Here is a 26,399-nt window from a genome sequence, read left to right on the forward strand (position 1 = left end):
AAAAGGCGTCAGCATGAACCGCCGCCATCTCCTGCTCGCAGCCCTCGCAGCCCCGGCGGCGGCACAGACGCCGCCGCCCAGCGGCAAGACCGTCGCCGGGCTGCCGGCACCGCTGGAAACCCTCGACCTCTGGCCGAAAGGCGCGCCCGGCGGCCCGAAGTCGATGCCGACCGAGATCGTCACCGAGCGCAGTACCGATGCCCAGCTTACCGACCGCGCCGTCGGCGGTATCTCACGACCGCGGCTGGTGGTGTTCCGGCCGCTGCGACCCAACGGTGCCGCCATGCTGATCACGCCGGGCGGCGGCTACAAATGGGTGGTCGTCGACCGGGAGGGCTATGAACTGGGGCGCTGGCTGGCGGCGCGCGGCGTCACCGCATTCATACTGTTCTACCGCCTGCCGGGCGATGGCTGGGCCGCCGGACCCGATGTGGCGCTCTCGGATGCCCAGCGCGCCATCCGGCTGATCCGCCACCGTGCCGCCGACTATGGCGTCGATCCGCAGCGGGTCGGTGCGCTGGGCTTTTCGGCCGGCGGGCATGTCTGTGCCGATCTCGGCGCGCGCTTTGCGACTGCTACCTACAAGCCTGTCGATGCCGCCGATCGCCTGTCGCCGCGGCCGCTGCTGGCGGCGCCGATCTATCCCGTCGTCTCGATGTCGCTGCCCGTCGCCCACCCCGGCTCGCGCCAGTTGCTCATCGGCGGCGACACGGCGCTCGAGGCGGCGCACAGCCCGCATCTCAACGTGCCCGCCAACGCGCCGCCGCACTTTCTTGTCCACGCCGAGGACGATAATGTCGTGCCGGTCGAGAATAGCCTGCTGCTCCGCGCGGCCCTGCGAGCCCGCGGCATTCCGGTCGAAACGCATCTGTTTACGCACGGCGGCCACGGATTCGGGCTGAACAAGGCCATGGGCAAACCTGCTGCGGCCTGGCCCGACCTGTTCATGGCCTGGGCGGCGACGATGGGGCTTGTTTAAGCTGACTTGGCAGGTTGGCAGGCCAGGCTTCGAAGCCGGTCGCAATCCTTAACATTTTCCACATTTTCCGCTTTCACGCTTTTCTGCGCGAGCGGCGATTCGTATCCGGCAATTTCAAAGAGCGGGTCGTGACAGCCTGACGATGGATAGCCCAATTGGGGCGTGTAGGACAGAGTTCCGGGTTAGGCGCCGCGCCGCAACCCCGCGACCAGTGCGGCATCGAGCGCCTGCACGAAGCGCGACCGGTCGGCCTTGCTGAAGGCTGCCGCGCCGCCGGGGATGACGTCGCCGCCGGCGCGCAGGTCGGCCATGATGGCGCGTACGGCAATCGCCGAGCCGATCGAATTGGCCGTAAACGCCCGGCCGTTGTGGCCGAGAACGACCGCGCCCGCCTTCAGGCAGCGGTCGGCCAGCAGGATGTCGCCGGTAATCACCACCGCATCCGCGCCGCTATTTTCGGCGATCCAGTCGTCGGCGGCGTCGAAGCCGTCGCTGACCATGACCTGCCCGACCAACGGATGGCCGGGCATGCGCATGCCGCTGTTCGAAACGACCGTGACCGCTACCGCGTGCCGGATGGCGACGCGGTAGATTTCATCCTTTACCGGGCAGGCGTCGGCATCGACGAGCACCCGCATCGGTCAGCCCTGCCGGAACTTGCCGCGCTGCTGCGGATTTGCCGGGCCGGGGCGTGGTCCGGCATGGGGGCCGGGGCCCTTGGCAAAGCCGTTCGCACCGATCGGACGCACCAGCACCGGGCGGTTCGGCCTGGCACCTGCCCCGGCACCCGAACGCGGGCCGGCACCCTGGCGCGGCGGCGGGCCGTTGGCCGGGATGATGCGGATGCCGCCTTCGGGCGAGCGATCCTCGCCCTCGGTGCGGTGCAAGGCGTCGGAGAACCGATCCGCAATCGAGCGCGGGATCTCGAACATGGTTTCTTCCGGCCCGATCTTGATGGCGCCGATCTCGGTCTTGGTGACATGGCCACGGCGGCAGATCAGCGGAAGGATCCAGCGCGGATCGGCGTTGAGGCGGCGGCCGACGTCCATGCGGAACCAGACGGTTTCTTCGAAGCCCGGGCGCGGGCCATCGCTCGGGGACGGCCGTTCGCCGCGCTGCGGCGGACCGCTGTTGTCGATCAGCTCCTCGACAGCGGGCATCTTGGAGCGGTGCATCCGGACGAGCGCCGCGGCGATATCCTGCGGGCTGCGTTCGGCGAGCAGACGATCGGCCAGCGCGCGATCCTCGTCGTCGATCTCGGTCGGCACTTCCATCAAGGCCGACAGCAGCCGGTCATGATCGTTGCGGCGAATGTCGGCAGTCGTCGGCACCGGCAGCCATTCGGCGTTGATGCGTGCGCCGCGGAGCATGCCATCGACGCGGCGGCGCGCCGGATACGGCACGATCAGGATCGCGGTGCCCTTCTTGCCGGCGCGTCCGGTGCGGCCCGAACGATGCTGGAGGATTTCGGCATCGCGCGGCAGCTCGACGTGGATGACCAGCGACAGGTTCGGCAGATCGATGCCGCGCGAGGCGACATCGGTGGCGACGCAGATCCGCGCGCGGCGGTCACGAAGCGCCTGCAACGCCTGGTTGCGCTCGGACTGGCTATGCTCGCCCGACAGCGCGACGGCGTCGAAGCCGCGCTCGATCAGGCTGGCGTGAAGATGACGGACATTGTCGCGGGTGGCGCAGAACAGCATTGCCGTCGGGGCTTCGTGGAAACGCAGCAGGTTGACGACGGCGTTCTCGATGTCGGCGGGGGCGACGGTGATCGCCTGGTAGCTGATGTCGCCGTGGCCGCGATCCTCGCCGACCGTCGAGATGCGCAATGCGTCCTTCTGGTAACGCTTCGCCAGCGCCACGATGGGCTTGGGCATCGTTGCCGAGAACATGAAGGTGCGGCGGGCATCGGGGGTGGCGTCGAGGATCTGCTCGAGATCGTCACGAAAGCCCATGTCGAGCATTTCATCGGCTTCGTCGAGGATGGCGACCTTGACCTGGCCGAGCTGCAGCGCGCCGCGCTCGAGGTGATCCCGCAGGCGGCCCGGGGTCCCGACGACGATGTGCGCACCCTGGCCGAGCATCTTGCGCTCCTTGCTGGCGTCCATGCCGCCGACGCAGGTAGCAATGCGCGCGCCGGTCTTGCCGTACAGCCAGATCAGCTCGCGGCTGACCTGCAGCGCCAGCTCGCGGGTCGGTGCGATGACCAGCGCCAGCGGGGCGCCGGGGCGATCGGTGCGGCCGTCGGCGCCGAGCAGCTGCGGTGCCATGGCGACACCGAAGGCGACGGTCTTGCCCGAGCCGGTCTGTGCCGAGACGATAAGGTCGCGGCCTTCGGCTTCGGGCTTCATGACGGCGGCCTGGACCGGGGTGGGGGCCTCGTAGCCGCGCGCGGCGAGCGCTTCGGAAAGCAGGGTGGGCAGGCTTGCAAAAGGCGACACGACGACCGGTGCGGCTTGGGGGGCGGCTTCGACGGCTACAGTTTCGGCGGCCTTGGTTTCGACTGCCTTGGCTTCGACTGGCGCGGTTTCGGCGGGGATGGATTCGTTCTCGAACGACTGTGTTTCGATAGACATGGGACAGGACTCCTGGCCCGGGGCTGATGCGCCAGGCCTCGACACGCCCGATAATTTGCCGTGCGGCGGTTCTGCGCCGGGGCGGCGGCACAGGACTCTTCGCTTGGACACCAAGGCTCGTCGGCCATCCCAAGGCCAGACGATATCCCGGTTCGCCGAAGAGCGCCTATGGCGCCGAAGCCGGAGTATCTCCGGACGTTCAACCAGCAAGGTTGGAAGAAGTGTGCCCCATCCGGACCGAAATCCGAAAACACGAAAAAACGGGGGCAAGCGTAAGCTGGCACTCGAAACAGGAAAATGGTGCGCCCGGAACGATTCGAACGTCCGACCCTCAGATTCGTAGTCTGATGCTCTATCCAGCTGAGCTACGGGCGCGAAGAAGGCGCCACATACGGTAGGTTTCCGGGCTTGGCAACAGCTTGCGTGACCGGGCAGCGGAGGATAGCAGCATTTATATGCGATTTACTCTCGTCCAGCCGGTTCGCGCGCCCGTCGCGCTTGTCTCCATCATAGGAGCGCTGGCGCTTTCCGGCTGCTCGGGAATGAACCGCGACGGCAAATGGCCGACGCTGGCGCCGCGGGCGGGCGAAATCTCGCCGCTGGTGCCGCGGACACCGCTGGGGGCGTGTGCCGGCTGCGGGCAGGACATGATCGCGCCGCCCGCGCCGCCGCCGGTTGCGGTGGCATTGCCGCCGGCGCCGGCAGATACGGTTTCGCGGCTCGATGCCATCGACAAGGCGATTGCCGAGGTGGCGGCGGCGTTTCCGGCCCAGCGCCGCGCGTTGCGAACTGCGCTGGCTGCCGCCGCGGGCAAGGCGGACGATTCGAATGCCGCGACCGAAGCCGAAGTCGAGCGCAGCCGGTTCGAGACGCTGTTCTTGCCGCTGGCGGTGCAGGACAAGGCGCTCGATGCGATGGAGGATGATCTGGCCGGGCGTGCGGCGACCGAGGCGTATCGGGAGCGAATTGCCGGGCTGCGGGCGCGGATTGTGACCCTGGAGGCGGATCGGGCGCAGGTCGGGTATTAGGGTTCGTGGGATCGTCATGCTGAACTTGTTTCAGCATCCAGTGTGCGGCTGGCACGCGCTCGCCTGAGGCGCGATGGATGCTGAAACAAGTTCAGCATGACGAACTGTTTTTAGGGTCGCTTCAAGCCTCGGCAACGCCGCGTCGTACCGCGCGCGCCACCAGGTCCGCCGCGATCGTGCCGATCTCGGTCAGCAGCACCGGATCGCTGCCGCTGCCGGTCTCGGGCGCGGTCGAGATCACGAAGATCGCATCGCCGTCGAACGGCGAATGGATCGGCCGGATGGCGCGGGCGAGGCCGTCCTGCGCCATCATCGCCACCCGCCGCGCCTGCGCCCGGGTCAGCGGCGCATCGGTCGCCACCGCGCCAATGCAGGTGTTCTGCCGGGCGAGACCCTCGACACGCCCCAGCTTCGGCATCGGCACCGCGCCCTCGGGCGGCGCGCCATCGTAAACCTCGCCGAAGCAGTTGACCGCGACGAGCGCGCCGATGACGTGCCCGGTGCTCAGGACCGCCGACACGCTGCCGGTGCCGCCCGCCCGGCTGCCGGCACGGGCGCCGTGCCCCGCGCCGACGCGGCCACTCTCGTCTCCGTAGCCCAGCGCCGCGAACGCCGCCCGCGCCAGCCGCCGATAGGGGGGGTCGTTGCCCCAGTCCTTGTCGCCGCCGTTGGCCAGGTCGAACAGGATCGCGCCCGGCACCACCGGCACCGGCGGCAAGCCCGGCCGCATCGGCAGGCCGATCCCCGCCGCGGACAGGCACAGCACGAGTTCGTCGGCGGCGGCGAGGCCGAACACCGTGCCGCCCGACAGCGACAGGCCGTGGACGCGCTCGACCAGTGTCGACGGATCGAGCGCATCAGTCTCGCGCGTCCCCGGCCCGCCGCCGCGGACATCGACCGCCATCACGGCCGGTGCCAACGGAACGATGACCGTCACGCCGGTGTTTACATGCCTGTCATGGGCATGGCCGACCCGGACCCCCGGCACATCGCTGAAACGATCGTTCATTCCCACCGTATAGCAGTGACCGTGCGCCGCCTTGCAACTTCCTCGTCCGAAGCGCAGGTAAACCCCAGGACGGGAGATATTGATGGTAACCGCGCACATCAACCGCATCGGCACCGCCGTCCCGCCCAACGATGTTCATGACGCATTCGTGCGCTTCGTCGGCGGCATGATCGACGATCGCCGCTCGGAGCTAATCTTCAAGCGCATGGTCGGCCGCGCCGGCATCGACCACCGCTTTTCCTATTTCGAGCCGGTGACCAACCCCGATGGCTTCGAGGCGGACACCGAGGGCTTTTATACACCGGGCAAGTTTCCGAGTACGGCGGCGCGCATGGCGCGGTTCGAAAAGACCGCGCCGATGATTGCCGCCGATGCGCTCGACGCGCTGGGGCTCGAGGGCGAGCGCGAGCGGATCACGCATTTGGTGGTGGCGTCGTGCACGGGGTTCATCGCGCCGGGAATCGACCAGTTGATCGTCAAGGCGGCGGGGCTCAATCCGGGGGTCGAGCGGACGGTCGTCGGCTTCATGGGCTGTTATGCGGCGGTCAATTCGCTGCGGCTGGCGCATCATTTCGTGCGATCGGATCCGGCGGCGCGGGTGCTGGTCGTCAACCTCGAACTGTGCACGCTGCATTTCCAGGAAACCGGCAATATCGAGCAATTGCTGTCGATGCTGTTGTTCGGCGACGGCTGTTCGGCGGCGCTGGTGACGGCCGACGAAACCGGGCTAGCGCTCAATGATTTCCGATCGACGACGATTGCCGATTCGGCCGAGGCGATCACCTGGCGGATCGGCGACCAGGGCTTCGACATGCATTTGTCGGGGGAGGTGCCCGGGCGCATCCAGCGGGCGCTGAAGTACGAAGCCGAGCGCAACGACGGCGAGGGGCTGCTGCGCGGGACGCAGGTGGCGGACTATGATGTGTGGGCGGTCCATGCCGGCGGGCGGACGATCCTCGATGCGGTCGAGAGCGGTTTCGGCTTGCCGGGGGACGCGCTGCACTGGTCGCGCGGCGTGCTCAAGGATTTCGGCAACATGTCGTCAGCGACGCTGATGTTCGTGCTGGACAGGATCATGGGACAGGTCGGCGGCAATGTGGAAAAGGCCTCAAAGGGCTTCGGTGTCGCCTTCGGGCCGGGGCTCGCTGCCGAAAGCTTCCGCTTCACGGCTGTATGAGTCCCGCCGAACCCATCGATTTTCGGCGCCGGACGACCTTGCCGGAGCGGATGGACGCCGAGGATCTCGACCCGGCGACGTACGCGGCGCTGATCGCCGATCTTGCCCGCGTCAACACCGTCACGCTGGCGCGGCGGCCGACGCTGGCGTGGCTGGGGCGGGCAACGCGCGATTCGGGCAGTTTCAGCCTCGTCGATATCGGGTTCGGCCATGGTGACATGTTGAGGGCGATCGCCCATTGGGCGCGCAGGAACGGCAAAGCCGCGCGGCTGGTCGGCGTCGATCTCAACCCGCGCAGTGCTCCGGTCGCGGAAGCGGCAACGGGGCCTGACCTCGGCATCGAATTTTTGACCGGCGATGCTGCGCAGCTCGATTTCACGCCCGATTTCATCATCTCGTCGCTCGTGGCGCACCACATGGAGGACGACGAGCTGACCGCCTTTCTGCGCTGGATGGAGGCGACGGCGGCGCGCGGCTGGTTCATCAACGATCTCCACCGCCACCCGATTGCCTGGGCGGGCTTCGGCCTGCTCTCGAACGCGCTCGGCTGGCATCCGATCGTCCGGCACGATGGCGCGCTGTCGGTGCGGCGCGCCTTCGTCCGTGCCGATTGGGACCGGCTGCTGACTGCTGCCGGGCTTACGCAACCACCAGTCGCAATCCGCTGGCACATTCCCTTCCGCTGGGGCGTCGGGCGCCTGAAATGATGCAGCCGGTCATCATCGGCGGCGGTCTGGCGGGCGGCAGCGTGGCGACCCGGCTGGCGCAGCTTGGCCACGCGCCGGTCCTGCTCGAGCGCGAGCCCGGCGCCCACGACAAGATCTGCGGCGAATTTCTCAGCGTCGAAGCCTCGCGTCACCTTGCTGCCATCGGCTTCGATGTCGCGCGGCTCGGCGGCGCGCGTATCGACACCATGCGGCTTCATGTGGGTGGCCGCACCGCCGAGGCGCGGCTGCCGTTCGTCGCCACCGGCATCACCCGCCGCAGCCTCGATGCGGCGCTGCTCGACCACGCTGCCGCCGCCGGGGCGGAGATTCGGCGCGGCATCAGCGTTCGGCATATCGACGAGGGCCGCGTCGTCACCGCCGAGGGCGAGATCGGCCGCGGCCCGGTCATTCTCGCCACCGGCAAGCACGAACTCCGCGGCGAGGCGCGCGACCCCGCCGGCACGATCGCCGACCTGATCGGCTTCAAGCAATTCTTCCGCACGACCCCGGCGCTGTCGCGCGCGCTCGCCGGCGCGGTTACTGTCACCGCCTTCGATGGCGGCTATGCCGGGCTGCAATGCGTCGAGGGCGGGAGGCTCAACCTGTGCCTGCTCGTCGATCGTGCCCGCTTCAAGGGCGCTGGTAGCTGGGAAGCCCTGTTCGCCGCGCTCGTCCGCGAACCCGGTCTCGCCTTGCTCGCCGATGCCGAGCCGCTGCTGCCCAGGCCCCTGACCATCGCCGCCGTCCCCTATGGCTATCTCGCGACCCCCGCCGCCGGCGACCCGATCTGGCGGCTCGGCGACCAGGCTGCCGTCATCCCCAGCTTCTGCGGCGACGGCATGGCGATGGCCCTCCACGGCGGGCGCCTCGCCGCCGACATGCTCGCCGCCGGTGCCGCGCCGCACCACTTTCAGGCCCGCCTGCGCCGCGACGTGTCCCGGCAGGTCCGCCTCGCCATCGCCGTGCAACGCTTTGCCGGCACCCGCGCCGGGCGGTTTGCCCTCGTCGCCGGTCTCGCTGCCGTTCCCGCCGCGCTGTCGGCACTCGCCCGCTGGACGCGCGTCGAGACATCGGCGGTCGCCCGCGCCGGCGCCTGATAAATTATATCGTCATTCAAACAGTTTCGGGGGATTCCACCGTCCCCTTTCGTTAAGGACGTGCCGGCACCACCGCATCGGCTTGGGAATCGCATCAGCATGAGTCTCGGCAAGTCCCCCGGGGTCGCTGGGTCACGGGCCCTCTCCCCGCTCTGGCTGGCAGCGTTCATCGCGGTTCCGCTCCATGCCCAGACGGCTCCCGATACAGCACCCGCTGCCGCCGCCGCGGCAAATCCCGACGATGTCGAGGATGACGAGATCACCGTCACCGCGCAGCGCCAGCGCGGTACCGTGCTCGGTGATATCGCCCCCGAAGTGCAGCTCGGGCCATCGGACATTCGCGCCATCGGCGCCGGCAGCATCGAGGAACTTCTCGCCGTGCTTGCCCCGCAAACCACCAGCGGGCGCGGCCGCGACGGCGCCGGGCCGGTCACCCTCGTCAACGGCAAGCGCATCTCGAGCTTTGCCGAAATCCGCACCATCCCGCCCGAAGCGATCGAACGCATCGATATCCTGCCCGAGGAAGTCGCGCTCAAATACGGCTATCGCGCCGACCAGCGCGTCGTGAACTTCGTCCTCCGCGAGCGTTTCCGCGCGCTGACCAGTGAGGTCGAATTCGGCGGGCCCACTGCCGGCGGGCGCAGCAGCTACGAGGCCAAGGGCAATATCCTGCGCATCCGCAAGGGTGTCCGCATGAGCATCGAGGGCGAATACACCATCGACACCATGCTCCTTGAAAGCGAGCGCGACATCCTGCCGGTGCGCCTGCGCCGGCCGTACGACCTTGCCGGCAACATCACTGCCGCTCGCGTCGGCGACGAGATCGACCCGAGCCTGAGTGCACTCGCCGGCACGGTCGTCACGGTCGCCGGGGTCCCCGCCGGTGCCGCCGGCGGCGCTCCCGGCCTGCCCAGTTTCGTCCCCGGCGCCAACAACGCCAATGTCACCGACATTTCGCAATACCGCTCGCTGTTGCCCGAAACTCGCGCGCTCAAGTTCGGCGGCGTCTATGCCGGCGCCATCGGCGACACGCCGGCGACGATCACCGCCGGGTTCGAATCGACGAGCAGCGAAAGCCGCCTCGGCCTGCCGGCGGTCGTGTTGGTCCTGCCCGCCGCCAACCCCTATTCGCCGTTCTCGGTCGATACGACGCTCAACCGCTATGGCACCGGGGCGCTGGTGCGATCGAGCGACAGCTGGACCGGCCGCATCGGCACTGCGATCAACGGCCGCGTCGACACCTGGAACTGGAACGTCACTGCCAACTACAGCCATTCCGAAAGCGACCAGCTGACCGACCGCAGGCTCGACCTGCTGGCCGTGCAGAACCGCATCCTGGTGGGCAACACCAGCCTCAACCCGTTCGGCCCGCAAGCTGTCACCGGCGCACTTGTCCAAGACATCGCCAAGAGCAATACCGATGTCGCCGACGCCGATATCGTCACCAACGGCTCGCTGTTCGCGCTGCCGGCCGGCGACCTGACCGCGACCTTCAAGTTCGGCGGCTCGGCGCGCAGCATCGGGTCGGAATCGCGCTGGCTGGGGATCTACAACACCACCAGCCTGTCGCGGACGCAGGGCAATTTTCAGGGCAATTTCGACCTGCCCATCGCCAGCGTCCGCAACGATACGCTGTCGGCCATCGGCAATCTGTCGGCCAATCTCAACATCGCCTATGACCAATTGTCCGATTTCGGCACGCTGCGCACCATCGGCTATGGCCTGACCTGGCGACCGATCGACTCCATCAGCCTGATCGCCTCGGCCACCCATGAAGAAGGCGCGCCGACGATCCAGCAGCTCGGCAACCCCACCCAGGTGACGCCCAATGTCCGTGTCTTCGATTTCATCGCCGGCACCACGGTCGATATCTCGCGCGTCGACGGCGGCAACCCCACGCTCGTTGCCGACAACCGCCGCGTCTTCAAGCTCGGCGCGACGATCAAGCCGCTGAGCGGTGCCGACCTGACGCTCATCGCCAATTTCGTCGACAGCCATATCGACAACTCGATCGCCGCCTTCCCGACCGCAACCGCCGAACTCGAGGCCGCCTTTCCGGGGCGCTTCATCCGCGACGGCGAGGGCCGGCTGTTGCAGATCGACAATCGCCCGGTCAATTTCGTCAGCTCGGACCGGCAGGAATTGCGCTGGGGGATCAATTTCTCCGAACCGCTCGAACCCAGCAAGGCCGAGCGCGACGCCGCGGCCACCCGCCGCGCCGCCTTCGAGGCGCAGCGCGCCGCAGGGGGCGCACCCGGCGCGCCGGGCGGTCCTAGCGCCGCTGGCTCACGCGGCGATCGCCCCGCGGGCGGTTTCGGCGGCCCCGGCGGCCCGGGCGGCGGTCGCCCCGGCGGTCGGGGCGGCCTCGATGGCCGGCTGCAACTGTCGATCTTCCACACCTGGCATCTCCAGGAACAGCTCGTCATCCGCGACGGCGTGCCGGTGCTCGACCTGCTCAACGGCTCGGCGACGGGTAACAGCGGCGGCGAACCCCGCCACGAGATCGAGGCGCGCGCCGGCATCGGCAAGAACGGCCTCGGCGCCCGGCTCAGCGTCAATTGGCAAAGCGCCACCAGCGTGCTGCGCGATCCGACCGGCGCCACCACCTCGCCCGACGACCTGTTCTTCTCGAGCCTCGCGACCGTTAACCTGCGGCTGTTCGCCGATCTCGGACAGCGCCGCAGCCTGGTCGCCAAGGCGCCATTTTTTCGCGGCAGCCGGATCAGCCTCGGCATCGACAATATCGCCGACGCCCGGCTAAACGTCCGCGACCGCGAGGGCGTCGTTCCGATCAACTATCAGCGCGACATCATCGACCCGCTCGGCCGCACGGTAACGCTGTCGTTTCGGAAACTGTTTTTCTAGTCGAGGCTTGCAACGCGCCCGCTCCTCACTATTTCTCGCTGCAGCGTTTGGGAGACATGCGGTGGGACTCGGTGATTTCTTCAGGAAGCAGCTGGTCGACGTCATCGACTGGACCGACGAACCCGGCGTGCTCGGGGTGCGCTACCCGATCGCCGACCGCGAGATCCAGCACGGCGGGCAACTGACCGTCCGCGAAGGGCAGGCGGCAATCTTCATGACCGAGGGCCAGGTCGCCGACCGCTTCGGCGCCGGCCAGCACACCCTCGATACAGCGACGCTGCCGCTGCTGTCGTCGCTCGAAAACTGGAAGACAGGCTTCCAGGCGCCGTTCAAGTCCGACGTCTATTTCTTCTCGCTGCGCCAGCAGATCGACCGGAAATGGGGCACCACCCAGCCGATCACCCTGCGCGACAAGGATTTCGGCACGATCCGTTTGCGGGCTTTCGGCCGCTATGGTTTCGCCATCGCCGACCCGGCAAAATTCTTCGATACGCTGATGGGCAACCTCGAGCGCTACACCGTCGACGAAGTCGAACCTCAACTCCGCGCCGCGATTGCCACCGGCCTCGCCGCCAAGCTGGGCGCGGGCGAGGTGCCGTTTCTCGATCTCGCCGCCAACCAGACCCTGTTGTCCGACACGCTCAAGGCCGCCATCGCCCCGGCGTTCGAGCAATATGGCCTCGCGCTCTCCAGCTTCTACGTCGAAAGCCTGTCGCTGCCCGAGGAAGTCCAGGCCGCGATCGACAAATCCTCGTCGATCCGCGCGCTGGGTGACCTAGACGCCTATACCAAGTTCCAGGCCGCCGAGAGCATCAGCGTTGCAGCCGCCAACCAGGGCGGCGTGGCCGGCATCGGCGCCAGTGCGGCGGCCGGCATGGCGATCGGTTCGGCGATGTCGGGCGGGCTGCAAAGCGCAGCTCCCGCCGCCGCAGCACCAGCCGAGGACCCTTTCGTCGTGATCGGCAAGCTCCACACCCTGATGACCGCCGGTGCCATCACCCAAGCCGAGTTCGACGCCAAGAAAGCCGCGCTCCTCGCGAAAATCTGATGCCGAACTTGGGGGAGCCTCTCTTTTCTTCCCCCCTCCCTACTTCTAGGGAGGGGTCGGGGGCGGGTATCTTCCTTCCATCCCGCCGAAAATGACCACGCTCTGCCCGAACTGCGGCGCCGAAATCACCTTCCGCTCGATCGGCCTCTCTGTCATCGTCTGCGACTTCTGCCGCAGCACGATCCTGCGCAGCGGCGATGTCCTGTCGATCATGGGCACCGCCGCCACCGTCCCCGACACCATCAGCCCGCTCCAGATCGGCACCACCGGCGTCCATAACGGCGCAAGCTTCGAGCTCATCGGCCGTGTCCGCTGGAGCTGGAGTGAGGGCGAACAAATCATGGGCGGCTGGACCGAATGGCTGGCGCTGTTCGCGGACGGCAGCCACGGCTGGCTCGCCGAAGCGATGGGCCGCTACATGCTGACCCGCCGCATCGACGCCGTCGGTGACCCCATCCTCAAGGCGGTGGCCTGGGGCGAACCCCTCACCCCCGGCGACGGCGCCGATCTCGCCGGCAGTTCCTATGCGATCACCGACGCCCGCCCGGCGACCGTCGTCGGCAGCGACGGCGAACTGCCCTTCGCCGCACCCAAGGGCGAAACCGTCTTCAGCGTCGACATGATCGACGGCGCCGGCGGCTGTGCCAGCGTGCAGAAACACGGCGACAACGTCTCCGCCTATGTCGGCCGCTACGTGGCGCTGTCCGACCTGCAACTACGCAACCTGCGCAAGATCGAAGGCTGGCCCCCGCCGGCCTGGGCCGCCGCGTGAAGGACGACCCCGGCGCTCCCCGCGCGCTGACCTGCCCCAATTGCGGCGCGCCGATCATTGTCCGCGCCGCCGGGCTCACCGTCTCCGTCATCTGCGGCAATTGCGGCAGCACACTTGACGCCGCTGATCCCGTCCTCACCCTCATCGAGCGCAGCAACGCCGCCCTCGCCCGGCCACTGATCCCGCTGGGCTCGCGCGGCAGTCTCGACGGCATCGAATGGGAGGTCGTCGGCTATCTCGAACGCAGCGGCGACGACGTCGAATGGGAAGAGTATCTGCTCTTCAACCCGTGGAGCGGCTATCGCTTCCTCATCCATGTCGAGGGCAATTGGCGCCTCGGCCAGGCGCTCGATCGCCTGCCGCGCCTCGACGGCGGTACCGCCCTCCTGGACGGCGATGCCTATCGCGGCAGCGACCCCTATAACGCGCGGGTCGATTTCGTCGTCGGCGAATTCTACTGGCGCGTCAGCGTCGGCGAGACGGTCGCCGCCACCGACTACAGCGCCGGCGGGACCAGCCTGTCACGCGAGGACAATGCACAGGAATCGAGCTGGACCCAGCTCAAGGACTTGCCCCCCGGCACGGTCGGCAAGGCGTTCGGCCTCACCCCGCCGCTCGGCGCCGGCAAGACCGCCAACACCGCCTGGCGTGACTTCGTCCACAGCCTGATCATTGCCGCCATCGGCTTCGCCGCGCTCCTTGTCGTGCTGGTTGCCGCGCCGGCTTCGCAACTCATTGCGCAGGATACGCTGCTGCTCGAACCCGAAGGCCCGGCCATCACCCGCGTCATCGGCCCGGTCGAAATCCAGCGCCGCAGCAGCGCCGTCGAGGTCCGCGCCACCACCGAGGTCGAAAACGCCTGGGTCGACCTCGGCTACGCGCTTGTCGAGCGCCGCACCCAGCAACGCTTCGAAGCCAGCGCCACCGCCGAATACTACAGCGGCAGCGATGCGGACGGCAATTGGTCCGAAGGCGACAAGCGCCCCGCATCATTGTTCGCCAGCATCCCGCGCGGCAGCTACGACCTCGTCGTCGAGGCGCGCGCCAAGCAATGGGGCGGTTCGTTCGGCGGATCGCAGCCCTCCGTCGCCGTCACCATAGGCATCGTCCGCGATACCGGCTTCGGCGGCCTGTTCCTGTTCGCTGCGATCATGCTCGCCATCGGCCCGGCATGGCGCGCGTGGCGCCTTTACAGCAGCGGCGCCGGCCCCGACCGGGACACGACCTGGTGAAGTTCACCAACATCCTGTTCGCGCTCTGGTGCCTCGCCGTCGTCGCGCTGTTCGCCTTGGCCGTCGATCGCGGCTATTCGCCATTTGCGCAGGGCGGCGGGCCCGGCGGTCGCGGCGGGTTCTTCTTCTTCGGCGGGTTCGGTGGCGGCAGCTCCGGTCCACGGCACAAATAATTCACCCGGGGCAGGGGGCCCCGCACCAAAGGAGGACGCCCGATGCTCAGCCTGTCCGTTTTCGCCGCGTCGCTGCTCTATGCGTTCGTCGGTATCGTCATCTTCGTCCTTGGTTTCCGCATCTGGGACTGGCTGACCCCGACCGACGTCTGGAAAGAAATCGCCGAGCGCGGCAACATCGCGCTCGCCATCCTCGCCGGCGCGGTCGCGATCGGGCTCGCGATCATCATCGGCAGTGCCATACATGGCTGATGCCCCCACCGGCGCCCGCGACCTGGCGCCGGTGCTGCTGTTTTCGGCCTTTGTCGTCGCCACCTGCGGGCTGGTCTACGAACTCCTCGCCGGCACCCTCGCCAGCTATTTGCTCGGCGACAGCGTCACGCAATTCTCGACCGTCATCGGCACCTATCTGTTTGCCATGGGCATCGGCGCGTGGCTCTCGCGCTACGTCACCGCCAACGAGCTCGCTGTCTTCGTCCGCACCGAAATCCTCATCGCGGCGATTGGCGGCAGCTCGGCGGCATTGCTGTTCCTGCTCTTCGACCGCGTCGGCGATTTCCGGCTGCCGCTTTACGGCCTCGTCCTGATCATCGGCACTCTCGTCGGCCTCGAGATCCCGCTGCTCATGCGCATCCTCAAGGACCGCCTCGAATTCGGCGACCTGGTCTCGAAAGTCCTGACCTTCGACTATATCGGCGCCCTCGCCGCGTCGCTGCTGTTCCCGCTCGTCCTCGTCCCCCATCTCGGCCTGATCCGCACCGGCTTCCTGTTCGGCCTCGCCAATGTCGGCGTCGCGCTGGCGATGCTGTGGATGCTCCCCCAGGCGTCGAGACTCCGCGGCGAGATGGCGGCCGGCATCCTCGTCGCCATCGCGCTCGTCGCCGGGCTGTTCAGCGCCGAACGCCTGCAACGCCTCGCCGAGGTCGCCGCCTATCAGGCGCCGATCATCCACGCCGTCTCGACCCCCTACCAGCGCATCGTGCTGACCCGCCGGAACGACGATGTGCGGCTGTTCCTGAACGGCAACCTGCAATTTTCGAGCCGCGACGAATATCGCTACCACGAGGCCCTCGTCCACCCGGCGCTCGGCCGCATCGCCCATCCCGCAAACGTGCTCATCCTCGGCGGCGGCGACGGCCTCGCCGCGCGCGAGGTCCTCAAATATCCGGGCGTCCGGTCGATCACCCTCGTCGATCTCGACCCGGCGATGACCCGGCTGTTCACCGATGCGCCGATGCTGGCGGCGCTCAACGGCAACGCCCTGCGCTCGCCGAAACTGATCATCGTCAACGCCGACGCGTTCGTGTGGCTGCGTGCCAACCAGCGCCGCTTCGGCGCCGTCATCGTCGATTTCCCCGATCCGACGAACTTTTCGATCGGCAAGCTCTACACCCTCAGCCTCTACCGCGAGCTGGCGCGCGCCATCGCGCCGGGCGGCATCGCGGTCGTGCAGAGCACCTCGCCGCTGGTCGCCCCCAACGCCTATTGGACCGTCGCCACCACCCTCGAGGCGGCCGGGCTGACGACGCGCGGCTACCACGCCTATGTGCCCAGCTTCGGCGAATGGGGCTTCATCCTCGCCGCGCACGGGGCCATCGCCGACGCTGTCGCCCTGCCGCCCGGCCTGCGGTTCCTCACCCCGCGCACCGCGGCGCTGGCGTTCGATTTTCCGCCCGACATGGCGCGCCGGCCGACGCCGGTGAACCGTCTCGACAACCAGGCGTTGGTCCGCGCCTTCGACGCCGAATGGAGCCGGGTGGAAGGCTGATGCTGACCCGCCGTTCCCTGCTGGCGACGCCCGCACTCGCCGTTCCGGGCTGCAGCTTTCTTGGCGCTCTCCCCGGCACCCTGTCGGGCGCCGACATGGCACGCGGGCATCTGCTCCGCACCCCGTTCGCCGCCGGCACCCCCGCCGAAACCCGTCGTACCAAAATTGCCATCATCGGCGGCGGTATCGCCGGGCTCAGCGCCGCCTTCACCCTCGCCGAGGCCGGCCACCGCGACTTCCGCCTGTTCGAGCTCGAGGACAGCGCCGGCGGAAACTCGCGTGCCGGCCGCAATGCCGTCTCGGCCTATCCGCTCGGCGCGCACTATTTGCCGATCCCCAACCCCGAATCATCGGGCGTCCGCCATTTCCTCGAGCGTATTGGCACCATTACCGGCTGGCAGGGCGGCAAGCCCGTCTTCGACCCCTATCAGATTGTTGCCGACCCCGAGGAACGCATCCTCCACCTCGGGCGCTGGCAGGAGGGCCTGATCCCCGCAATCGTCCCCGACGCCGACCGCGCCGACCTCGCCGCGTTTTTCGCCGCCATGGACCGCTTCCGCGATCACAAGACCAGCGACGGTCGCCGGGCCTTCGCCATCCCGATGGACCTGAGCAGCCGCGATCCCGACCTGCGCGCCCTCGACGCACTGAGCTTCACCGCCTGGCTCGACGCGCGAGGCTGGTCCACCCCGACGCTGCGCGCCCACCTCCGCTATTGCACCCGCGACGAATACGGCACCGAGCCCGGCGAAGTCTCGGCTTGGGCGGGCATCCATTATTTCGCCGCCCGGCGCGGTGAAGCGGCGAATTGCGCCGGCGATGCGGTGCTCACCTGGCCGGCGGGCAACGGCTATCTCGCCGCCGCGATGGCGCGCCGCGTTGCCGGCCATATCGAACCCGGCATCGTCGTCGCCGCTGTCCGCACCAGCGGTGACGGCGCCCAAATCGACGCGCTCGATGTCGCCAACCGCCGCCGCATCCGCATCCTTGCCGACGCCGCCATCATCGCGTTGCCCCGCTTCGTCGCCGCGCATGTCGTCGCGGGCGCCTCGGCAAAAGGTTTCGGCTATTCGCCATGGGTCGTCGCCAACGTCACCGCTGATCGCCTGCCGGCAGGGCAGGGTGCCAAGCTCGCCTGGGACAATGTCTCGGCCACCAGCGATTCGCTCGGCTATGTCGTCGCCACCCACCAGGGCCTCGCCGCCGTGCCGGGGCCGACCGTGCTGACCTGGTACACGGCGCTGTCCGACATGACGCCCGCCACAGCGCGCACCCTGATGACCGATCGCCCGCTGGCCGATTGGCAGCGGATCGTCCATGACGATTTGATGGCGATGAATCCCGATCTTGCCGGCGCCATCCGCCGCATCGACGTCTGGCGCTGGGGCCATGCCATGGTCCGCCCGGTCCCCGGCTTCTTCTTCGGCGGCGCACGCGAAAACGCCGCAAAATCGGCGCCGCCGCTATTCAACGCCCATTCCGACCTCAGCGGGCTCTCCATCTTCGAGGAAGCCCATTTCCGCGGCAGCACCGCCGCCGAAGCCGCCATGACCCACCTCGGTTTCGCGCATGTATCGGTCCACACCGCATGACGGTCACCCCCAACGGCACCCACCTGCTCGCCGATCTCTACGGCTGCCAACACCTCGCCGACCCAGCCGCCATCGAGGCCGCGCTGCGCGCCGCTGTCGCCGCCGCCTGCGCCACGCTGGTCGACATCCGCCTCCACCATTTCGGCCCGGCCCAAGGCGTTACCGGCGTCGCCTTGCTCGCCGAATCGCATATCTCGATCCACAGCTGGCCCGAACATGGCTACGCCGCCATCGACATCTTCCTGTGCGGGGCAGCCCATGACATCAAGGGCGCGCTGTCGGCACTGGTGACAGCGTTGGAAGCCGAATCGGTGACCAGCCATATCTTCACCCGCGGCATGGCCTCGACCGCAGGCCATATCCAATTTCCTGTCAGCCCGGGGTGACAGTATATGTTTACTCCAGCGCCGCCAGGAACGCCGTGTGCGACATCGGCCGCGAGAACATCGCGAAGTCCTTGGCGACCGCCATCTGCTGTTCTTCCTCGCTGAGAGTCGCGGTGCAATCGGTGATCGTCGCCACCTGGTAACCGCGCTCATATGCCGACCGCATCGTCGATTCGACGCAGCAGTTGGTCAGGAAACCGGCGATGGCGACATCGGTGATGCCTCGCGCCCGGAGGATGAAGTCGAGGTTGGTGCTGGCAAAACAGTCGAGTCCGCGCTTGCCCTCGATGACGATGTCATAACCCTGCGGCTTCATCTCGTCGACGATTTCGGCGCCCCAGCCGCCCTTCTTGAATGCCGCCGATGCGACGATGCCGGCGAGGATGCCATAGGGTTCGGCGGGAATTTCGGGATAGCCGGGCGCAAAGGAAATCGGCACGTGCATGATGCAGACGCCGGCCTCGCGTGCCGCCTGCAACAGATGCTGGCTGAGGGTAAACATGTCGGTGCTCGCCATCACGTCCTTGACACCGTCGTGGAGGGCGCCGCCTTCCTTGACGAAGTCATTCTGGTACTCGATCAGCACCAGCGCAGTGTTTTTCGGGTTCATCGCGAATTCTCCTTGCGAGTCCGCGGCGCCGGCGGATCGGGGCCGACAAATAGCCGCTGCCCCGGATGCGGGCAACGACCCGCTTCGGGCTCAACAGGTCAGGCGTTTGCCGCCATTTTGCGCGTCCAGCACATGCGCGCGCGATATCCCCGCCGGCGTCCGGCAACCGAGTTGCGCCTGCGCCAGCTCATATTCCGCCCGCAGGATGTGGAGGACATGCGCGACGCCGATCACCCCGGCGACCGCCAGCGCATGGAGTTGCGGCCGCCCGACCAGCACCGCGTCGGCACCCAGCGCCAGCGCCTTGGCGATATCGGTGCCTTGCCGGATGCCGCCGTCGACCAGCACCGCCGCGCGCCCGCCGACCGCTTCGGCGATGCCGGGCAACACCGATAGCGGCGTCGGCAGCCCGTCCATGACCCGGCCGCCGTGGTTGGAGACGATGATGCCGTCGGCGCCGTGCTCGATGGCGAGACGCGCATCGTCAGCCGCGAGTATGCCCTTGACGATCAACGGCAGTGTCGTCGCCTGGCGCAACCACGCAAGATCATCCCACGTCGGCGCAGCGTCGATCAGCGGCGTGCCGAACAATATCGGGCCCCCGGCAATTCCAGTCTGCGACCGGCTCGGCAGCCCGCGCAAATTCGCCGCCGCGATCCCCGCCGGCAAGGTAAAGCCCGACCGTTTCAGCGACGCGTCGACGGTCAGCACGATCGCGTCATACCCAGCGGCTTCAGCGCGCCGGACCAGCGCGGCGCTACGCTCGCGATCGTCCTGCAGATACAGCTGGAACCACAAAGGCGCCGGATCGCGGCCGAGTTCGCGCGACGCAGCCCGGCTGGCCAGCGCGATCTCCTCGAGGGTGAAGCTCGACAACGTGCTCACCACCATGCCGGTGCCGAGCGCCGCGGCGGCGCGGGCCACCGCCAGCTCGCCATCGGGATGCGCCAGCCGGTGATAGGCCAGCGGCGCCAGCAGCATCGGCGCGGCGAGGTCCATGCCAAGCAGCCTGATCGCGGTGCTGCCGCCGGAAAGATCGGCGAGCACACGCGGCAACAGTTGCAGCGCGTCGAACTGGGCGATGTTGGCGGCCAGCGTGATCTCGCGATCGGCGCCCGACTGGATGTGTCGCCACGAAGCGGCGGGCATATGGTGCACGGCACGGCGTTCGTAATCGGCGAGGGTGACGATGTCGGCAGGGATCGCCGCCAGCGCCGGCAACACGGTCACGTCACCGACCATTGCCGCAGCAGATTGTGATAAACGCCCGTCAGCCTGTCGATCAAGCCATGGTCGGGATGGTCGCCGGTCAATTGCTGGATCGCCGTGTCGAGCTCGAACAAAGTCCGCCGCTGCTGGTCGGAGGCAACCAGGCTCTGCGTCCAGAAGAACGACGCCAGCCGCACGCCGCGGGTCACGGGGGCGACCCGGTGCAGGCTGCTGCCGGGATAGATGACCATGTGCCCGGCCGGCAGCTTGACAGTCTGCGCGCCGAAACTGTCCTCGATCACCAACTCGCCCCCGTCATACTGGTCGGGCTCGGTGAGGAACAACGTCGCCGAAATGTCGCTGCGGACCCGCAGCGTCGATCCGGGGATCGGAAAGATCGCGTTATCGATGTGATTGCCATAGGCGCCGCCGCCCTCATACCGGTTGAAGCGCGGCGGCAACACCCGCAGCGGCAGTGCCGCGGCAATGAACAAAGGGCATTGCCCCAGTCTGTCGATGATGCGGTCGCCCAGCGTCCGCCCCAGCGGGTGATCGAGCGGCAGTTGCAGATTGCCCTTGACCAGCGCCGCCCGGTGGCCGGCAGTTCGGCGGCCATCCTCCCAGTCCGCCTGTTCGAGCAGCTGCCGCGCCTCGTCGACTTCGGCGGCCGAGAGCAGGTCCGGGATCTGGAGCAGCATGGGCCGGCGGACTTCCCTGTCAGACGATCGCCGCGCGGCGAGCGGCGATCCCTAGCATCTCCGCCGTCATCAGGAAAACCCGGGCGGAAAGCGTGTCTGTGGTCAGCGAAGCTGCACCGCCCATCGTTGGTAACTCAAAAACGTGCGCCGAGGAAAACTTTCATAGCCTGCGCCAAAGTGACCAGGTCATTCGCAAAGAATGCGCCAACGGAAATTTCATTCCCAGAGGCTTACGGCCCAATTGGCCTGAACGCCGAACGAGGGCGTCTACACGACTATATAGGTGCGCGCATGTAAAAGCGGTCGTGCGGACAGTTCCGCCCGAGGCTGATCCTCGGACTATGCACCGGCGCTAACCATCTGTCCAAGTCATGCCCGGCAGGCGAGACAAATAACTCTGTTCAATCGAGCGGTGAATAGCCTGCACATGGAGCACCGACTGCCGCAGGGCCTTGTCGGGCCAAGGTGGGCGGAAGGACTTCGTTTTCTTAAGCGTGACGTCTGCTCCCTTCCCGTTTATAGGGTTGGAATTAACTTTCGACGATCAATCTCAAATCGTTGTCCGTGCTCCGGAACATGCGCTCTTCATTCGGTACGCCCCATCCGAAGCAGTCATGTGTTGCCAGCGTCGCCTGTTCCGCCGAGGCAGCCGGCTGCAACCATCTTCCCGCGCCGCGCATGCATGGCTGGCGTCCACTCCGCGCAATGTGCCAGAAGGCACCCCACGGTCTCGGGACGCATGGCAGGATACAGGGCCATTACGGGACCTGCGAGACCGGCAGCGGCGGCACAAGCTGCACTCGTATCGCCGGTCAGGGTGATCTGCTGAGGGGACCAGGGATGGAACGCAATAGTCGTAGCTGCAGCGGTAGCATGGCCGGGTTTCAGCTCTCGCGCCGATCGATGTTAGCCAGGGCTGCGCCGGCCACGGCCTGTCCACCGGCAACCGCGGCCAGCGCAACGACAATGCCATCGAACGGCGCCACGAGCGTGTGCTCCATTTTCATGGCTTCAAGCGTCAGCAGCTTCTGACCTTTGGTGACCGCTTCGCCTTCGCCGACGAAAACGGCGATGATGCGTCCCGGCATTGGCGACAGGATGGCGCCGTTGGCCGCGGCATCGCCGCCCCCGCCGACGATGCGCCATCTGGACAAGGCCCACATCTGGCCATGCTCGGCGATCAATATCTGGTCTTGTCCACCAGCTTGGTCGCCGATTGGCAACCGGATCGGCACGCCATCGAGCAAGAAGCTACCTTCGCGCACGGCGCAGGCGTTAAGGCGGAAGCCGTTGATGGCGCCCGGTCGCACCAGGGCGCTGGCGGCTCCGGCAAGCGCCATCGGTGACGGCTGCACGGGAGGCAGCAAGGCATCGCCTTCGCGCGCGATCAAACCTGTGTCGAGACGGACACCGGCAAAATCCGGGTGGGCCAGCGCCATCCCGAGGAAACCAGCGTTGGTCCGCAACGGCCAGATCTGCATACCGCCCAGCGTCGTGGCAAGGGATGATCGCGCCGCTTCACGGTCCACGCCATGGGCGATGACCTTGGCGATCATCGGGTCGTAGAACGGCGAGATGGCATCGCCCTGCCTGACGCCGGTATCGATCCGCCAAGCAGTCCCGACATCGAACACTTCCAACTTGCCGATCGACGGCAGGAAGCCGGTGGCCGGGTCTTCGGCATAGAGCCGAGCTTCCATTGCCCATCCGTCGATTGCCAATTCGTCCTGGCGGCGCGGCAATGCCTCGCCGCTCGCCACGCGCAATTGCCATTCGACGAGGTCGACCCCGGTGATCGCCTCGGTTACGGGATGCTCGACTTGCAGTCGCGTGTTCATTTCCATGAACCAGATGCGGTCAGCCCGCAGGCCATCGCTGGCATCGGCGATGAATTCAATGGTGCCGGCCCCGACATAGTCGACTGCGCGCGCCGCCTGCACCGCGGTTGCACAGAGCGCTGCCCGCGTTGCGGCATCCATACCTGGCGCGGGCGCTTCTTCGATAACTTTCTGATGCCGCCGTTGCAGCGAGCAATCGCGTTCGAACAGGTGAACGACATTGCCATGCAAGTCGCCGAACACCTGCACTTCGATATGACGCGGCGACAGGATATACTTTTCGATAAGGACGCGATCCTCTCCGAAGGAAGCTGCCGCTTCGCGCCGGCAGGATTCGAGCGCATCGCCAAAGTCGGCGGCGTTTTCGACCCGGCGCATGCCCTTGCCGCCGCCGCCGGCAACCGCCTTGATCAGCACGGGATAGCCGATGGCGTCGGCTTCGGCCTGCAACCGCGCGGGCGACTGGTCATCGCCAAGATACCCCGGCGTTGTCGGAACGCCCGCCGCCTGCATCAGCCGCTTGGCGGCGTCCTTCAGTCCCATGGCAATGATCGAGGCGGGCTTGGGGCCGACCCAGACCAGGCCGGCATCGATGACGGCTTGCGCAAATCCCGCGTTTTCCGACAGGAAGCCATAGCCGGGGTGGATGGCGTCTGCGCCGCTGGCCGCTGCCGCCGCCAGGATTTTTCCAGGAACGAGGTAGCTTTCGCGCGCGGGTGAGGCGCCGATGTGGATGGCTTCGTCGGCGTGGCTGACATGCAGCGCCTGCGCGTCGGCGTCCGAATATATTGCGACGGTGGCAATGCCCATGGCACGCGCCGTGCGGATGATGCGGCAGGCGATTTCGCCGCGATTGGCGATCAGCAGTTTCTTGATCATGGTCACATCCTGAACACGCCAAAGGCGGCCCGCTCCGGGATTGGCGCGTTGAGTGTCGCCGCCAGTGCCAGCCCGAGCACATCACGGGTCTGAGCGGGATCGATGACCCCATCGTCCCACAGCCGTGCCGTCGCGAACCAAGGATTGCCTTCGTCCTCATAGGTCTGACGGATTGACGCCTTGAAGGCTTCGACCTCGTCCGGCGTCCACGTCGCGGCTTCGCGATGGACGGTGGCCAGCACGCTTGCCGCCTGTTCCCCACCCATCACGCTGATCCGGGCATTGGGCCAAGTGAACAGGAACCGCGGGGAATACGCGCGCCCGCACATGCCATAGTTGCCGGCACCGAAACTGCCGCCGATGATTACGGTAATCTTGGGGACCTGTGCCGTGGCGACCGCGGTGACGAGCTTGGCGCCGTGCTTGGCGATGCCCTCGGCTTCGTACTTTCCGCCGACCATGAAACCCGAAATGTTCTGCAGGAAAAGCAGGGGCACGCCACGTTGACAGGCAAGTTCGATGAAATGCGCTCCCTTTTGCGCGCTTTCGCTGAACAGAATGCCATTATTGGCCAGAATTGCGATAGGCATTCCCCAGATATGGGCAAAGCCGCACACCAAAGTTGCGCCATAGAGCGGCTTGAATTCGTGGAATTCCGATGCGTCGACAATACGGGCGATGACCTCGCGCACATCATAGGGCTCGCGCACATCCTGCGGGATGATTCCGTACAGTTCGTCGGGATTGTGCCTGGGCGGCCGTGGCGGCTCCAATGCCACATCGGCGACGCGATCCTTTCGCAGATGCGAGACGATATCGCGCACGATGCTCAGCGCGTGCTCGTCATTTTCCGCCACATGATCGACCACGCCCGACGTGCGCCCGTGCAGGTCGCCGCCGCCCAGCGCTTCGGCGGAGATCACTTCGCCGGTGGCGGCTTTAACCAGCGGCGGCCCGGCGAGAAAAATCGTGCCTTGGTTGCGGACGATCACGGTTTCGTCGGACATGGCTGGCACATAAGCACCGCCAGCCGTGCAACTACCCATTACGCAGGCAATCTGCGCGATGCCGCGCCCCGACATATTGGCCTGGTTGTAGAAAATGCGCCCGAAATGCTCGCGGTCGGGAAAGACCTCGGCTTGGTGGGGTAGGTTGGCACCGCCGGAATCGACGAGATAAATGCACGGCAGGCGGTTGGCCTTGGCGATTTCCTGGGCGCGCAGGTGCTTCTTGACGGTCATCGGATAATAGGTGCCGCCTTTAACCGTCGCGTCGTTGCAGACGACCATCACTTGGCGACCCGAAACCCGGCCGATGCCGGCGATGATCCCCGCACCGGGGACTTCGTCATCATACATGCCGCCTGCCGCCAATTGCCCGATTTCGAGAAATGCCGAACCCGCGTCGAGGACAAGTTCGACCCGTTCGCGGGGCAACAGCTTGCCGCGTGCGACATGGCGCTCGCGGGCCTTTGCCGGTCCGCCGTCAGCGGCAGTCGCCACGCGGGCATGAAGGGCGTCACGCAGCGCGCCATTGTGCGCTGCGTTGGCGCGAAAGCCGTCGCTGTCCGGCGCGGCGTTGCTGGCGATGACGGGGCCGCTCATGCGCCGATCAATTCGCGACCGATCAGCATGCGACGGATTTCGTTGGTACCGGCGCCAATATCGAGGAGTTTGGCGTCACGGGCAAAGCGCTCGACGGGCCAATCCTTGGTATAGCCGGCGCCGCCCAGCGCCTGGATAGCCTCGAGGCTGACGCGCACGGCATTTTCGCTCGCCAGCAGGATGGCACCCGCTGCGTCGAACCGTGTCGTCCGCCCGGAATCGCACGATCGCGCCACGGCATAGACATAGGCGCGCGACGAGTTCAGCGCGACATACATGTCCGCGATCTTGGCCTGCATCAGCTGGAACGTGCCGATCGCCTTGCCGAACTGCTGGCGCTCGCGAACATATGGCAGGACGACATCCAGGCAGCCCTGCATGATGCCCAGCTGGATACCAGCGAGCACGGCACGTTCATAATCGAGACCCGACATCAGCACACCGACGCCGCCGTTAAGCGGGCCCATGACATTTTCACTGGGCACGAAGCAATCGTTGAACACCAGTTCCGCGGTTGGTGACCCGCGCATGCCCATCTTGTCGATCTTCTGGCCGATAGAAAAACCCGGCATGGTGTTTTCGATCAGAAATGCCGTCAGGCCGCGCGAGCCGTCACCGGTACGGGCATAGACAACCAGCGTATTGGCGTAGGTCGCATTGGTGATCCAGAACTTCGTGCCGTTGAGTAGAAACCCGTTGTCGGTTGCAACCGCGCGCAACTTCATGCCGACGACATCGGAGCCGGCGCCGGCTTCCGACATGGCCAGTGCGCCGAGATGCTCGCCCGAAATCAGTTTCGGCAGGAATTTTGCCTTCTGCTCCGGGTCGGCCCAGCGACTGATCTGATTGATGCAGAGGTTGGAATGGGCCCCATAGCTGAGGCCGACGGATGCCGAGGCCCTGGATACTTCCTCCACTGCGATGACATGCTCGAGATAGCCAAGGCCAAGGCCCCCGTCGGCGACTGGCACCGTGATGCCGTGCAAGCCCAGTTCGCCCATGGCTGGCCAGAGGTCGCGCGGAAACCAGTCTTCGGCGTCGATCCGCTTGGCAAGCGGCGCGATGCGGGCCGTGGCAAACTTTGCCGTCGTCTCGCGAATCATGTCCGCGTGCTCACCAAGCGCGAAATCGAAATCCATCACGGTCACT

23 protein-coding genes and 1 tRNA gene are annotated in these 26,399 nt (G+C 66.9%); 14 read left to right on the top strand and 10 right to left on the bottom strand.

Annotated elements, in window-relative coordinates:
• The first annotated feature begins 13 nt into the window (after positions 1-13).
• Positions 14-979, top strand: coding sequence for an alpha/beta hydrolase (locus IEW98_RS14145; protein ID WP_188763853.1), 966 nt, complete (start codon positions 14-16; stop codon positions 977-979).
• A gap of 182 nt (positions 980-1,161) precedes the next feature.
• Here the strand turns inward: IEW98_RS14145 and IEW98_RS14150 are convergent, their stop codons facing one another.
• The 3 genes from IEW98_RS14150 to IEW98_RS14160 form a co-directional block, all read right to left on the bottom strand.
• A complete protein-coding gene (locus IEW98_RS14150) occupies positions 1,162-1,617 on the bottom strand; it encodes a YaiI/YqxD family protein (RefSeq protein WP_188763855.1) in 456 nt (151 codons plus the stop codon).
• Between the two features lie 3 nt (positions 1,618-1,620).
• Positions 1,621-3,558: a DEAD/DEAH box helicase gene (locus tag IEW98_RS14155; RefSeq protein ID WP_188763857.1), complete on the bottom strand. Its 1,938-nt coding sequence runs from the start codon at positions 3,556-3,558 to the stop codon at positions 1,621-1,623.
• Between the two features lie 298 nt (positions 3,559-3,856).
• Positions 3,857-3,933, bottom strand: a tRNA-Arg gene (locus IEW98_RS14160).
• An 80-nt stretch (positions 3,934-4,013) separates the two neighbouring features.
• On the opposite strand from IEW98_RS14160, the gene IEW98_RS14165 reads away from it, so the two are divergent.
• Positions 4,014-4,586 (top strand): hypothetical protein, encoded by a 573-nt coding sequence (locus tag IEW98_RS14165; RefSeq protein WP_188763858.1) that lies wholly within the window; start codon positions 4,014-4,016, stop codon positions 4,584-4,586.
• Positions 4,587-4,707: 121 nt separating this feature from the next.
• On the opposite strand, the gene IEW98_RS14170 is transcribed toward IEW98_RS14165, so the two are convergent.
• Positions 4,708-5,595 carry a P1 family peptidase gene (locus tag IEW98_RS14170; RefSeq protein WP_188763860.1) on the bottom strand — a complete coding sequence of 296 codons (888 nt, stop codon included), beginning with the start codon at positions 5,593-5,595 and terminating at the stop codon, positions 4,708-4,710.
• Positions 5,596-5,677: 82 nt separating this feature from the next.
• Here IEW98_RS14170 and IEW98_RS14175 point away from each other — a divergent pair, with 82 nt between their 5' ends.
• The 12 genes from IEW98_RS14175 to speD all read left to right on the top strand — a co-directional run bounded on the left by IEW98_RS14175 (position 5,678) and on the right by speD (position 18,412).
• Positions 5,678-6,772 carry a type III polyketide synthase gene (locus IEW98_RS14175; protein WP_188763862.1) on the top strand — a complete coding sequence of 365 codons (1,095 nt, stop codon included), beginning with the start codon at positions 5,678-5,680 and terminating at the stop codon, positions 6,770-6,772.
• Entirely contained in the window at positions 6,769-7,479 is a 711-nt protein-coding gene (locus IEW98_RS14180; RefSeq protein ID WP_207792582.1) for a methyltransferase domain-containing protein, read from the top strand. The genes IEW98_RS14175 and IEW98_RS14180 overlap by 4 nt, the downstream gene beginning before the upstream one ends.
• On the top strand, positions 7,476-8,576 hold the full coding sequence (locus IEW98_RS14185) for an FAD-dependent monooxygenase (protein ID WP_188763864.1): 1,101 nt from the start codon (positions 7,476-7,478) through the stop codon (positions 8,574-8,576). Before IEW98_RS14180 ends, IEW98_RS14185 begins: the two co-directional genes overlap by 4 nt.
• 99 nt (positions 8,577-8,675) lie before the next feature.
• Entirely contained in the window at positions 8,676-11,441 is a 2,766-nt protein-coding gene (locus tag IEW98_RS14190) for a porin family protein (protein WP_188763866.1), read from the top strand.
• A gap of 61 nt (positions 11,442-11,502) precedes the next feature.
• Complete coding sequence (locus IEW98_RS14195; protein WP_188763868.1) at positions 11,503-12,489, top strand: SPFH domain-containing protein; 987 nt, start codon at positions 11,503-11,505, stop codon at positions 12,487-12,489.
• 91 nt (positions 12,490-12,580) lie between these two features.
• Entirely contained in the window at positions 12,581-13,261 is a 681-nt protein-coding gene (locus tag IEW98_RS14200) for a DUF4178 domain-containing protein (protein ID WP_188763870.1), read from the top strand.
• Positions 13,258-14,493 (top strand): DUF4178 domain-containing protein, encoded by a 1,236-nt coding sequence (locus IEW98_RS14205; protein ID WP_188763872.1) that lies wholly within the window; start codon positions 13,258-13,260, stop codon positions 14,491-14,493. The genes IEW98_RS14200 and IEW98_RS14205 overlap by 4 nt, the downstream gene beginning before the upstream one ends.
• Positions 14,490-14,666: a hypothetical protein gene (locus IEW98_RS14210; protein WP_188763874.1), complete on the top strand. Its 177-nt coding sequence runs from the start codon at positions 14,490-14,492 to the stop codon at positions 14,664-14,666. Before IEW98_RS14205 ends, IEW98_RS14210 begins: the two co-directional genes overlap by 4 nt.
• A gap of 42 nt (positions 14,667-14,708) precedes the next feature.
• Positions 14,709-14,918, top strand: coding sequence for a DUF350 domain-containing protein (locus IEW98_RS14215; protein ID WP_188763876.1), 210 nt, complete (start codon positions 14,709-14,711; stop codon positions 14,916-14,918).
• Positions 14,911-16,434 (top strand): polyamine aminopropyltransferase, encoded by a 1,524-nt coding sequence (locus tag IEW98_RS14220; RefSeq protein WP_188763878.1) that lies wholly within the window; start codon positions 14,911-14,913, stop codon positions 16,432-16,434. The genes IEW98_RS14215 and IEW98_RS14220 overlap by 8 nt, the downstream gene beginning before the upstream one ends.
• Positions 16,434-18,026 (top strand): FAD-dependent oxidoreductase, encoded by a 1,593-nt coding sequence (locus tag IEW98_RS14225; RefSeq protein WP_243450785.1) that lies wholly within the window; start codon positions 16,434-16,436, stop codon positions 18,024-18,026. Before IEW98_RS14220 ends, IEW98_RS14225 begins: the two co-directional genes overlap by 1 nt.
• Positions 18,023-18,412, top strand: a complete 390-nt coding sequence (gene speD / locus IEW98_RS14230) for an adenosylmethionine decarboxylase (RefSeq protein ID WP_188763882.1) — start codon at positions 18,023-18,025, stop codon at positions 18,410-18,412. Before IEW98_RS14225 ends, speD begins: the two co-directional genes overlap by 4 nt.
• Positions 18,413-18,422: 10 nt before the next feature.
• Here the strand turns inward: speD and IEW98_RS14235 are convergent, their stop codons facing one another.
• From IEW98_RS14235 to IEW98_RS14265, 6 genes are all read right to left on the bottom strand, one after another.
• Complete coding sequence (locus IEW98_RS14235; RefSeq protein ID WP_188763884.1) at positions 18,423-19,022, bottom strand: cysteine hydrolase family protein; 600 nt, start codon at positions 19,020-19,022, stop codon at positions 18,423-18,425.
• 90 nt (positions 19,023-19,112) lie between these two features.
• Entirely contained in the window at positions 19,113-20,252 is a 1,140-nt protein-coding gene (locus IEW98_RS14240) for an alpha-hydroxy acid oxidase (RefSeq protein ID WP_243450786.1), read from the bottom strand.
• Positions 20,249-20,929 (bottom strand): Fe2+-dependent dioxygenase, encoded by a 681-nt coding sequence (locus IEW98_RS14245; protein WP_188763887.1) that lies wholly within the window; start codon positions 20,927-20,929, stop codon positions 20,249-20,251. Before IEW98_RS14245 ends, IEW98_RS14240 begins: the two co-directional genes overlap by 4 nt.
• An 884-nt stretch (positions 20,930-21,813) precedes the next feature.
• Complete coding sequence (locus tag IEW98_RS14255; protein WP_188763889.1) at positions 21,814-23,646, bottom strand: acetyl/propionyl/methylcrotonyl-CoA carboxylase subunit alpha; 1,833 nt, start codon at positions 23,644-23,646, stop codon at positions 21,814-21,816.
• Between the two features lie 2 nt (positions 23,647-23,648).
• Complete coding sequence (locus tag IEW98_RS14260) at positions 23,649-25,250, bottom strand: carboxyl transferase domain-containing protein (RefSeq protein ID WP_188763891.1); 1,602 nt, start codon at positions 25,248-25,250, stop codon at positions 23,649-23,651.
• Positions 25,247-26,389 carry an acyl-CoA dehydrogenase family protein gene (locus IEW98_RS14265; protein ID WP_188763893.1) on the bottom strand — a complete coding sequence of 381 codons (1,143 nt, stop codon included), beginning with the start codon at positions 26,387-26,389 and terminating at the stop codon, positions 25,247-25,249. The genes IEW98_RS14260 and IEW98_RS14265 overlap by 4 nt, the downstream gene beginning before the upstream one ends.
• Positions 26,390-26,399: the final 10 nt, after the last annotated feature.

This window comes from Sandarakinorhabdus glacialis (assembly GCF_014643455.1).
Taxonomy (GTDB): Bacteria; Pseudomonadota; Alphaproteobacteria; order Sphingomonadales; family Sphingomonadaceae; genus Sandarakinorhabdus; species Sandarakinorhabdus glacialis.

What these genes read in the sequence shown, in the direction of transcription:
- IEW98_RS14215 (WP_188763876.1), top strand. Translation starts at nt 14,709, where the DNA reads ATGCTCAGCCTGTCCGTTTTCGCCGCGTCGCTGCTCTATGCGTTCGTC.
- IEW98_RS14170 (WP_188763860.1), bottom strand. Translation starts at nt 5,595, where the DNA reads ATGAACGATCGTTTCAGCGATGTGCCGGGGGTCCGGGTCGGCCATGCC.
- IEW98_RS14175 (WP_188763862.1), top strand. Translation starts at nt 5,678, where the DNA reads ATGGTAACCGCGCACATCAACCGCATCGGCACCGCCGTCCCGCCCAAC.
- IEW98_RS14220 (WP_188763878.1), top strand. Translation starts at nt 14,911, where the DNA reads ATGGCTGATGCCCCCACCGGCGCCCGCGACCTGGCGCCGGTGCTGCTG.
- IEW98_RS14265 (WP_188763893.1), bottom strand. Translation starts at nt 26,389, where the DNA reads ATGGATTTCGATTTCGCGCTTGGTGAGCACGCGGACATGATTCGCGAG.
- speD (WP_188763882.1), top strand. Translation starts at nt 18,023, where the DNA reads ATGACGGTCACCCCCAACGGCACCCACCTGCTCGCCGATCTCTACGGC.
- IEW98_RS14200 (WP_188763870.1), top strand. Translation starts at nt 12,581, where the DNA reads ATGACCACGCTCTGCCCGAACTGCGGCGCCGAAATCACCTTCCGCTCG.
- IEW98_RS14180 (WP_207792582.1), top strand. Translation starts at nt 6,769, where the DNA reads ATGAGTCCCGCCGAACCCATCGATTTTCGGCGCCGGACGACCTTGCCG.
- IEW98_RS14165 (WP_188763858.1), top strand. Translation starts at nt 4,014, where the DNA reads ATGCGATTTACTCTCGTCCAGCCGGTTCGCGCGCCCGTCGCGCTTGTC.
- IEW98_RS14185 (WP_188763864.1), top strand. Translation starts at nt 7,476, where the DNA reads ATGATGCAGCCGGTCATCATCGGCGGCGGTCTGGCGGGCGGCAGCGTG.
- IEW98_RS14155 (WP_188763857.1), bottom strand. Translation starts at nt 3,558, where the DNA reads ATGTCTATCGAAACACAGTCGTTCGAGAACGAATCCATCCCCGCCGAA.
- IEW98_RS14235 (WP_188763884.1), bottom strand. Translation starts at nt 19,022, where the DNA reads ATGAACCCGAAAAACACTGCGCTGGTGCTGATCGAGTACCAGAATGAC.
- IEW98_RS14255 (WP_188763889.1), bottom strand. Translation starts at nt 23,646, where the DNA reads ATGATCAAGAAACTGCTGATCGCCAATCGCGGCGAAATCGCCTGCCGC.
- IEW98_RS14145 (WP_188763853.1), top strand. Translation starts at nt 14, where the DNA reads ATGAACCGCCGCCATCTCCTGCTCGCAGCCCTCGCAGCCCCGGCGGCG.
- IEW98_RS14190 (WP_188763866.1), top strand. Translation starts at nt 8,676, where the DNA reads ATGAGTCTCGGCAAGTCCCCCGGGGTCGCTGGGTCACGGGCCCTCTCC.
- IEW98_RS14260 (WP_188763891.1), bottom strand. Translation starts at nt 25,250, where the DNA reads ATGAGCGGCCCCGTCATCGCCAGCAACGCCGCGCCGGACAGCGACGGC.
- IEW98_RS14150 (WP_188763855.1), bottom strand. Translation starts at nt 1,617, where the DNA reads ATGCGGGTGCTCGTCGATGCCGACGCCTGCCCGGTAAAGGATGAAATC.
- IEW98_RS14245 (WP_188763887.1), bottom strand. Translation starts at nt 20,929, where the DNA reads ATGCTGCTCCAGATCCCGGACCTGCTCTCGGCCGCCGAAGTCGACGAG.
- IEW98_RS14225 (WP_243450785.1), top strand. Translation starts at nt 16,434, where the DNA reads ATGCTGACCCGCCGTTCCCTGCTGGCGACGCCCGCACTCGCCGTTCCG.